This window comes from Candidatus Methylomirabilota bacterium (genome assembly GCA_035260325.1).
GTDB lineage: Bacteria > Methylomirabilota > Methylomirabilia > Rokubacteriales > CSP1-6 > AR19.
Map to the genome: position 1 here is coordinate 24,668 of DATFVL010000058.1, position 7,227 is coordinate 31,894.

The following is a 7,227-nucleotide window of genomic DNA, read 5'->3' on the forward strand; positions in this document are numbered from 1 at the left end:
CCGAGCCGGCCGAGGAGGACCGACGCCATGACGGGGAAGACGCGCACCGAGTCCGACAGCCTGGGGACGATCGAGGTCCCCGCGGACCGCTACTGGGGCGCCCAGACGGAGCGCTCGCGCCACCACTTCGCGATCGGCGAGGACCGGATGCCCGTCGAGGTCGTGCGCGCCTTCGGCCTCCTGAAGAAGGCGTGCGCGCTCGTCAACGCGGAGCTCGGGCGCCTGGACCGGCGCCACGCGGAGCTCATCGTCCGCGCCGCCGACGAGGTGATCGAGGGCACGCTCGACGACCACTTCCCCCTCGTGGTCTGGCAGACCGGCTCGGGGACGCAGTCGAACATGAACGCCAACGAGGTGATCGCCAACCGCGCGATCGAGCTCGCGGGCGGCCGGCTCGGGAGCAAGGACCCGCTCCACCCGAACGACCACGTCAACATGTCCCAGTCCTCGAACGACACCTTCCCGACCGCCATGCACCTGGCCGCGGCGACCGCCGTGGTGCGGCGGCTCCTGCCGAGCGTCGGCGCGCTCCGGGACGCGCTCGCGGCCAAATCACGCGAGTTCGCCGACATCGTGAAGATCGGGCGGACGCACCTGCAGGACGCGGTGCCCCTGACCCTCGGCCAGGAGTTCTCCGGGTACGTGGCGCAGCTCGACGCGGGGCTCGGGCGCATCGAGACGACGCTCCCGGGCCTCCTGGCCCTCGCGATCGGCGGCACCGCGGTCGGCACGGGGCTCAACGCTCCGCCGGGCTTCGGCGAGGCCGTCGCGGCGAAGCTGGCCGACCTCACCGGCCTCGGGTTCACGACGGCGCCGAACAAGTTCGCGGCGCTCGCGGCCCACGACGAGCTCGTGATGGCGAGCGGCGCGCTCCGCACGCTCGCGGGCTCGCTCCTGAAGATCGCGAACGACATCCGCTGGCTCGCGTCGGGGCCGCGGAGCGGCCTGGGCGAGCTCCGGCTCCCGGAGAACGAGCCCGGCTCGTCCATCATGCCGGGCAAGGTGAACCCGACCCAGTGCGAGGCGCTGGCGATGGTCGCGACCCAGGTGCTCGGCCACGACACGGCGATCGCGTTCGCGGGCGCGCAGGGCAACTTCGAGCTGAACGTCTACAAGCCGCTCATCATCTTCGACTTCCTGCACTCGGTGCGCCTCCTGACCGACGCGTGCCGGAGCTTCAGGGAGTTCTGCGTCGAGGGGATCGAGGCGAACCGCGAGCGGATCGCGGAGCTGGTCGAGCGCTCGCTGATGCTCGTCACCGCGCTCAGCCCGCACATCGGCTACGACAAGGCCGCGGCCATCGCCCACAAGGCCGACCACGAGGGGCTCACGCTCCGCGAGGCCGCGCTGGCGCTCGGCCACGTCACGCCCGAGCAGTACGACGCGTGGGTGAAGCCGGCGGAGATGGCGCGGCCGCGCTCGCGTTAGGCGGGGCGGCGATTCCTCGGGGCGAGAGGTGTCAGCGCGTCCCGACCGGCACCGCCGCCCAGAGGCCGCGGCCCCCCTCGCGCGCCTCCCGCTGAAGCTTCAAGAAGAGATGCTGGTAGCGGACGTTCGGCGGGATCGTCATCACCTGCGCGTAGCCGAGCCTCACCAGCTCGGCGTTGATCATGATGTCACCCACCCAGACGTAGGCCAGGAGCCGGCCGTAGCGGTCACGCTCCCGAACGTCGAGCTCGAGCCTCACCTGCTTGCCCTGGACGAGCCGGCGGTTCACCTCGCTCGCTTCGCGGCCGCCGGGCTCCTCGCCCTTGGTCGGGTGGTGGACTTCGGGCGTGTTCACGCCGATGTAGCGGACCTTCTCGAGCCTGCCGTCGACCCGCACGACGATGGTGTCACCGTCCACGACCCGGGTGACCGTGGCCTCGAGGCTCCCGGGCGCTGACGACGCCGGGCCGGTCAGCAGCAGGGGCAGGAGCGCCAGCAGGAGCCCGCGGACGAGCGTCACGCGCCGACGGTCTCATCGCGGTCTCCGACTGTCAACCTTTCGAGACGTCTCGCGCCGGGGACGGCTCCGAAATCAGACGCCGAGCGAGGCGAGGAGGTCGGCCGACGACGTCACGAGCCGGCGGAGGCTCTCGAAGATCATGAGGTTCACGGGCTCGTCCGGCTGCTGGGCCGTCCGCCGATCCGTCCTGAGACCGAAGATCGGAATACCCCTGGCGTGCGCCCACCCGAGCTCCCACGCGGTGCCGTCGTCCACCTGAGCGCCGTCCAGGACGGCGACCACCGCCTCGGCACCGGCCAGACCCGCCAGGTTCGCAGCGAAGAGCCGGCGCGTGCGCCCGGGGCCGGTCGCCTCGGCGGTGTCGCGCTGAGGCAGATAGACGGGGTGGCCCGCCGCCTCCAGCGCGTGGCAGATCTCCAGATTGAAACGACGCTCGGCGTTGGTGAAGAGAGGGGCGGCGAGGTAGACGTTCAGCCGGAGCTACCCGACGCGCAGCATGGCGTAGCCGAGCGCGCGGAGCTGGTTGTCCACGAACGGGCGGGCGCGGCGCTCGCTGCCGCGGCGGTCCTGGGTGTCCCGGTGGCGCGGGGCGACCCGCCGTTCCCGGCCGCACCGGCGCTCGCCCTCCCGGCGGTCGAGGAAGACCTGAACGCCTTCCTCCAGGGAGAACTCGCGCCGGAGATACTCGCAGAGATCGGTCTGATCGCGCGCGACGATGAAGAAGTGCCGTCCGTCCGCCATGCCGCTGGGCGAGTTATTTCACAGGTCGGCGGGGTGAGTCAAGAAGGACGGAGCCGGCGGAGCGCGCGCCGGGCCGCTCGCGCCTCCTTGGAGAGCCTGTGAGGGTTCCCGCGCTTGTCGCGGGGAAGCTCATCCTCCTCGATCTTCGTGGCGGGGTCCTCCGGACCTTCGGACGCCCGTCGCAGGAACTGCTCGGAGGTGACGACGGCGGCGCCGGCTCGGCGCGCGGCGTCCCGGACCTTGCGGTCGGAGGTGACGACGACGGCGCCCGCGCCCTGCTGCCGCGCGAGCCGCATCAGCTCGTCGTCCGCCGTCCGCGGGGGCCGCGAGAAGAGCACCTGGACGCGTCCCGCCGACGGGCCCGGACCCGTGACGCGCGCGCCGTCGAAAACGACGACGAAGTCGTCGCCCGAGGTCCGGGCGCTCTGGGCGAGCAGGTGGAGGAGCGCCCTCCGGCCGGCCTCGAGGCTCTCCTCCTCGCGCCCGCGGAGGTCGGCGTCGTTGCGGATCACGTTGTACCCGTCGATGAGCCAGCGCATCGGCGGCGGCCCCTCCCGCTCAGCGTCGTCCGAGCAGCGCCCGCGCCGTCCGGACGCCAACGGCCGCCAGCCGCCGGTAGTGGCTCGCGTAGCTCCCCGCCGTCGACGCGCTCGGGTACCGGAGCCGAACCCACGCGGGCCCTGGCAGCGCGCCCCGGGCGAGCGCGCGGCCGAGATCCGAGGGACGGTCCATCACGAGGACCGCGATCAGGTGCTCGAGCCAGGCGCTCGACTCGTCGCGGCAGGCGAGCCGGTCGAGCCACGCGCCGCGCGCGCCGCGCGGCCTGAGCCGCGTGAGCACCGCGCCCGGCACGCCCGCGGCGAAGCGGTCCTCGACTCGCCGCAGCGCGAAGTAGACCGCACCCCGCATGCGCCAGCGGCCCGCGCGCTCGATCACCGCCCCCCAGTCGAGGCGGTCGCCCTGCCGGCGGACGAGCAAGGCGAGATCGAGCGGCCACGCGAGCCCTTCGAGCGGATGGTGGACCGCGAGGTGGAGCGCCAGGTAGAGGAGGAGATCCTCGCGGCCGAGGGCCGTCACTCGCCGCCCCCAGCGCTCGTCGACGACCGCGCGCGTCCACACCTCCTCGGCATCGAGGGTCGGCGGGGTGTGTCCCGCGACGAAGCTCACGAGGTTCCAGTGCAGATCGATCGGGAAGCGCCCCGGCCGGGGCTCGGCGGGCACGAAGCAGGCAGCGGTCGCGTAGGCCAGCTCGTACGCGAGCGTCCGCTCGTACTCGAGCGCCCGGTAGCCGAGCCCGGCGAGGAGCGCGACGGCGCGCGGAACGTCGGCGCGGCGCACGAGCAGATCGAGGTCGGTGAACGGGCGGAGCCCGGGCTCGGCGTAGAGGGCTTCGCCGAGCGCGGGGCCCTTGAGCGGAATCACCGGGAGGGACGCGCCCTCGAAGGCGTCGAGCAGCCCGCGGAGAGCCTCGACGCCGAGCAGGTGCTGGCGGCCGAAGGCGACCCACGCGGCCCGGAGCCGCTCGGCGACCTGCGCGGGGAGGGGACGCGTGCGGGTGAGCGCGTAGAGGAGCGGTGCGACGCGCTCGTGCTCCGCGCGCTCGAGGAGGCGCGGCCAGTCGAGCGCGGCGGGCGCCCCCGCGGCGGCGGTCTCGGCGTCGAGGAAGGCGCGCGCGGCGCCGAGGAGGGCCTGCTCAGCGCTCGCCGTTCCGCACCTCGCCCCGGACCTCGTCCATCATGTCGGCCAGCGCCTCGCCTCTCCGGAAGGGACCGAGGAAATCCCCGTCCTCGATGAGGGCGAGCGCGCTGCACCGGAAGCCGGGCACCGCCCTGGCGCCCCCGCGCAGGTCGGCCACGGTCTGCGTGCGGAGCTCCCGCAAGAGCGGCGAGCCCGTCCAGATCTCGTGGAAGCTCTTCTCCCGGAGGTTGCCGGCCGGGACCGGATGCACGGAGCACGGGAAGAGGTCGCCGTACGGAGAGATCAAGCACGTGCGCCGTCCGGTCGCGCAGATCTCCTCGCCCTTCTGCGGCAGACACATCACGGGCTCGTGCAGCTGGCGCGAGAGGACCGGGTCGGCGAGGAACGCGCGCATCCGCTCCTTGTCGAGGCCCAACCGCACGGGCGCCTGGTCTCCGTCCCGCGCGGGAACGAGGAGCGGATCGAACGCGTAGCCCGCCCCGAGGTCCTCGGCCAGCTCGACGATGCCGTGGTATTCGCCCGAGTTCAGGCTCATCACCGGGCTCTTGATGAGGACGATGACGTCGCGCTCCCGCAGGAGGCGCAGCGCCCTGAGCGACCGCGCGTGCGAGCCGGGGATCCGCGTGACCCGGTCGTGGATCTCCGCGCGCGCGCTGTAGATGCTAACTTCCACGGAGAGCGGGTGCAGATCCGCGAGCTCCGCCGCGGTCTCCGGAGTCAGCAGCGTCCCCGTCGTGAAGACGGTGACCGAGAACCCGAGCGAGCGGGCGTGGGCGAGGATCTCGAGGAAGTCCCGCCGCATGAAGACCTCGCCGCCGCTCAGCGTCAGGAAGAGCGTGCCGGCCTCGGCGAGCTGGTCGAGCACCGAGCGGATCTCGTCGAGCGTCAGCTCCTCGCGCGTCGGTTTGGGCCGGCCGACGGGCCCTTCGGTCAGGTAGCAGTGGGTGCAGCCGAGGTTGCAGCGGTGGGTGACCTCGAAGAGGACGCCGAGGGGGATGTGGGCGCGCGACGCCACCCGGGTCAGCCGGTCATAGTGGGAGGCCATGTCGCTCCCCCTGCTCGAGGCTCCCGATCGCGTCCCAGAACGAGCGGTCGGGCGTGAAGTACATCGTGTAGCACGGCACGCATCGCGCGAGCTCCCCGGCGACCTCGAGGAACCGATCGAGCTCCGTCGGATCAGCGCGTGAGAAGAGGACGCTCGGCAGGAGCTCCCTCACCGCCGCCGCCGGCGACAGGGGCGTGAAGGAGGTCCGCGGCCCGCGGCGCAGCCTGAAGAGCCCGGCGAGCGGAGCGGTGAGCGACCGGCCGCGCCACGGGACGGCCGAGACCACGTAACGCTCGCCGGCGCGCCGGATGGCGGTGGTCTCGTCGGTGATGACGTTCTCGCCGACCAGGTCGGCCACCGTCGTCTTGCCGCTCCCCGACGGGCCGAAGAAGACGCAGGCGCCGCGCGGGCCCACGATCGCCGCCGCGTGCAGAAAGAAGCCGCCGGCCCGCAGCAGTCGCCCGGCGTAGATCGCGGTCAGGAAGGTCTCGAGCGGCGAGGGATCGAGCGGCTGGACGATCCATCCCCGGCCCGAGCGCTCGTCGAAGGCGCCGCGGAACCCCGCGCCCTCGATGGAGAGCGTCTCGTCGGACGCGCCGAAGCGAGCGAACGGGCCGGACCACCGGGCGGCGACGTCGTCGGGCGGCGGCTCGACGACCTCGACGCTCAACGAAAGCTCGGGCGCCGCGCCGGTGGCAAAGTCACGATAGCGGGGCGAGAGGAGCGACCGGAAGCCCTCGTGTCGACACTCGACCCGGCACGGGATGCCCGCGATGTCGAAGGCGCCTACGAGCTCTTGTGAAGCGTGCATGCAGAGGTCCCACTGTGCTTGCCGCAGGAGGAGAAGGCGTAGGGCGTGAAGTCTTCCTCCCAGGCGACCGCCGGGCGCTCGTACGGCCGCCGCGCGCCCTCACCCGGCACCTCGGGTCTCCGCGTCTCCTGAGTCTCCATCAGCCTGTCCCCTCCAGTCCGCGAGGTCTCGCCGGCGAGAAGACGAACGCCCACGCCGACGATAGCAGAATGAGGGGGACGCGGCAATGGGGCCGCGTCGGCGCGTCAGTGAGCGAGCGTGAAGTGGCCGCTCGCGACGGGCGTGGGCTGGCCGTCCAGGTAGACGTTGACCGTCCAGTGACCGAAGAGCTGATACTCGGTGATCCAGGTCCCGGCCACGCGCACCGGCGTCTCCACCCGCGCGCGACCGTCGACGCTCCCGACCTCGGTCGTGAACCCCTGATAGACGGACCCGTCCGGCGTGAGCAGCTCCAGGCGCTGCGTGTGCGCGCCGACGAGCGTCTGCCAGGAGACGACCACCACGAGGGTGTTGAGGTGCTCGGGCGAGAAGTGATATCCCCCACGCGCGTGCCCGTGGCCGTTGATGCCGATGAAGGAGATGTCCGCCGGCTCGACGGAGTGCCCCTTCGTCTTCGTCTCGGCGACGGCCCCGGCGGGGCCGGTCAGCGCAAGCCCCCCGACCAGCGAGAGCAGCGCAGCGATCCTCACGACGCGTCTCATGGCGTGCGCTCCCTTATGGCGGGATCGGAAGGGAGATCTTGAAGATCTTGCCCTCCGTCGTCCCGACGAAGATCTCCGTGCCGAGGTCGGTACTCGCGTTACCCGGCTGCCGCGTCCCATCGCCCAGGGTGAACGCCGTCCCCGCGTTCCCGGTGGCGAAGTCGAGCTGCTGGATCCGCCCCGTCGTGCCGTCCCACGACGTCACGTAGAGCTTGTCGAGGGGGATCGCCGCCTGGGCGCCGCTGATGGTCACCGCGGCGGCGAACCACCCCGAGCACGGGTT

Annotated in this window: 10 protein-coding genes and 1 pseudogene; 1 reads left to right on the forward strand and 10 read right to left on the reverse strand. The window is 72.5% G+C overall.

From position 1 onward, the window contains the following. Positions 1-27: 27 nt before the first annotated feature. Positions 28-1,428 carry a class II fumarate hydratase gene (gene fumC, locus VKG64_04100; GenBank protein ID HKB24216.1) on the forward strand — a complete coding sequence of 467 codons (1,401 nt, stop codon included), beginning with the start codon at positions 28-30 and terminating at the stop codon, positions 1,426-1,428. Positions 1,429-1,459: 31 nt separating this feature from the next. Here fumC and VKG64_04105 read toward each other — a convergent pair whose 3' ends face one another. From VKG64_04105 to VKG64_04150, 10 genes and pseudogenes are all read right to left on the reverse strand, one after another. Then, positions 1,460-1,948, reverse strand: a complete 489-nt coding sequence (locus VKG64_04105; GenBank protein ID HKB24217.1) for a thermonuclease family protein — start codon at positions 1,946-1,948, stop codon at positions 1,460-1,462. 72 nt (positions 1,949-2,020) lie between these two features. Beyond that, complete coding sequence (locus VKG64_04110; GenBank protein ID HKB24218.1) at positions 2,021-2,422, reverse strand: nucleoside 2-deoxyribosyltransferase; 402 nt, start codon at positions 2,420-2,422, stop codon at positions 2,021-2,023. Positions 2,423-2,428: 6 nt separating this feature from the next. Next, positions 2,429-2,689, reverse strand: coding sequence for a hypothetical protein (locus VKG64_04115; GenBank protein ID HKB24219.1), 261 nt, complete (start codon positions 2,687-2,689; stop codon positions 2,429-2,431). A gap of 38 nt (positions 2,690-2,727) precedes the next feature. Further along, complete coding sequence (locus VKG64_04120; GenBank protein HKB24220.1) at positions 2,728-3,228, reverse strand: NYN domain-containing protein; 501 nt, start codon at positions 3,226-3,228, stop codon at positions 2,728-2,730. Positions 3,229-3,247: 19 nt separating this feature from the next. Continuing rightward, positions 3,248-4,300: pseudogene (locus VKG64_04125) on the reverse strand (nucleotidyltransferase family protein). A gap of 82 nt (positions 4,301-4,382) precedes the next feature. Beyond that, positions 4,383-5,432, reverse strand: coding sequence for a radical SAM protein (locus tag VKG64_04130; GenBank protein ID HKB24221.1), 1,050 nt, complete (start codon positions 5,430-5,432; stop codon positions 4,383-4,385). Continuing rightward, complete coding sequence (locus VKG64_04135; GenBank protein HKB24222.1) at positions 5,416-6,243, reverse strand: hypothetical protein; 828 nt, start codon at positions 6,241-6,243, stop codon at positions 5,416-5,418. The genes VKG64_04130 and VKG64_04135 overlap by 17 nt, the downstream gene beginning before the upstream one ends. After that, positions 6,219-6,383 carry a hypothetical protein gene (locus tag VKG64_04140; GenBank protein ID HKB24223.1) on the reverse strand — a complete coding sequence of 55 codons (165 nt, stop codon included), beginning with the start codon at positions 6,381-6,383 and terminating at the stop codon, positions 6,219-6,221. The genes VKG64_04135 and VKG64_04140 overlap by 25 nt, the downstream gene beginning before the upstream one ends. Before the next feature lie 105 nt (positions 6,384-6,488). Further along, positions 6,489-6,944 (reverse strand): hypothetical protein, encoded by a 456-nt coding sequence (locus tag VKG64_04145; protein ID HKB24224.1) that lies wholly within the window; start codon positions 6,942-6,944, stop codon positions 6,489-6,491. Positions 6,945-6,957: 13 nt separating this feature from the next. After that, positions 6,958-7,227: hypothetical protein (locus VKG64_04150; GenBank protein HKB24225.1), on the reverse strand; the 270-nt coding region annotated here is incomplete at its 5' end.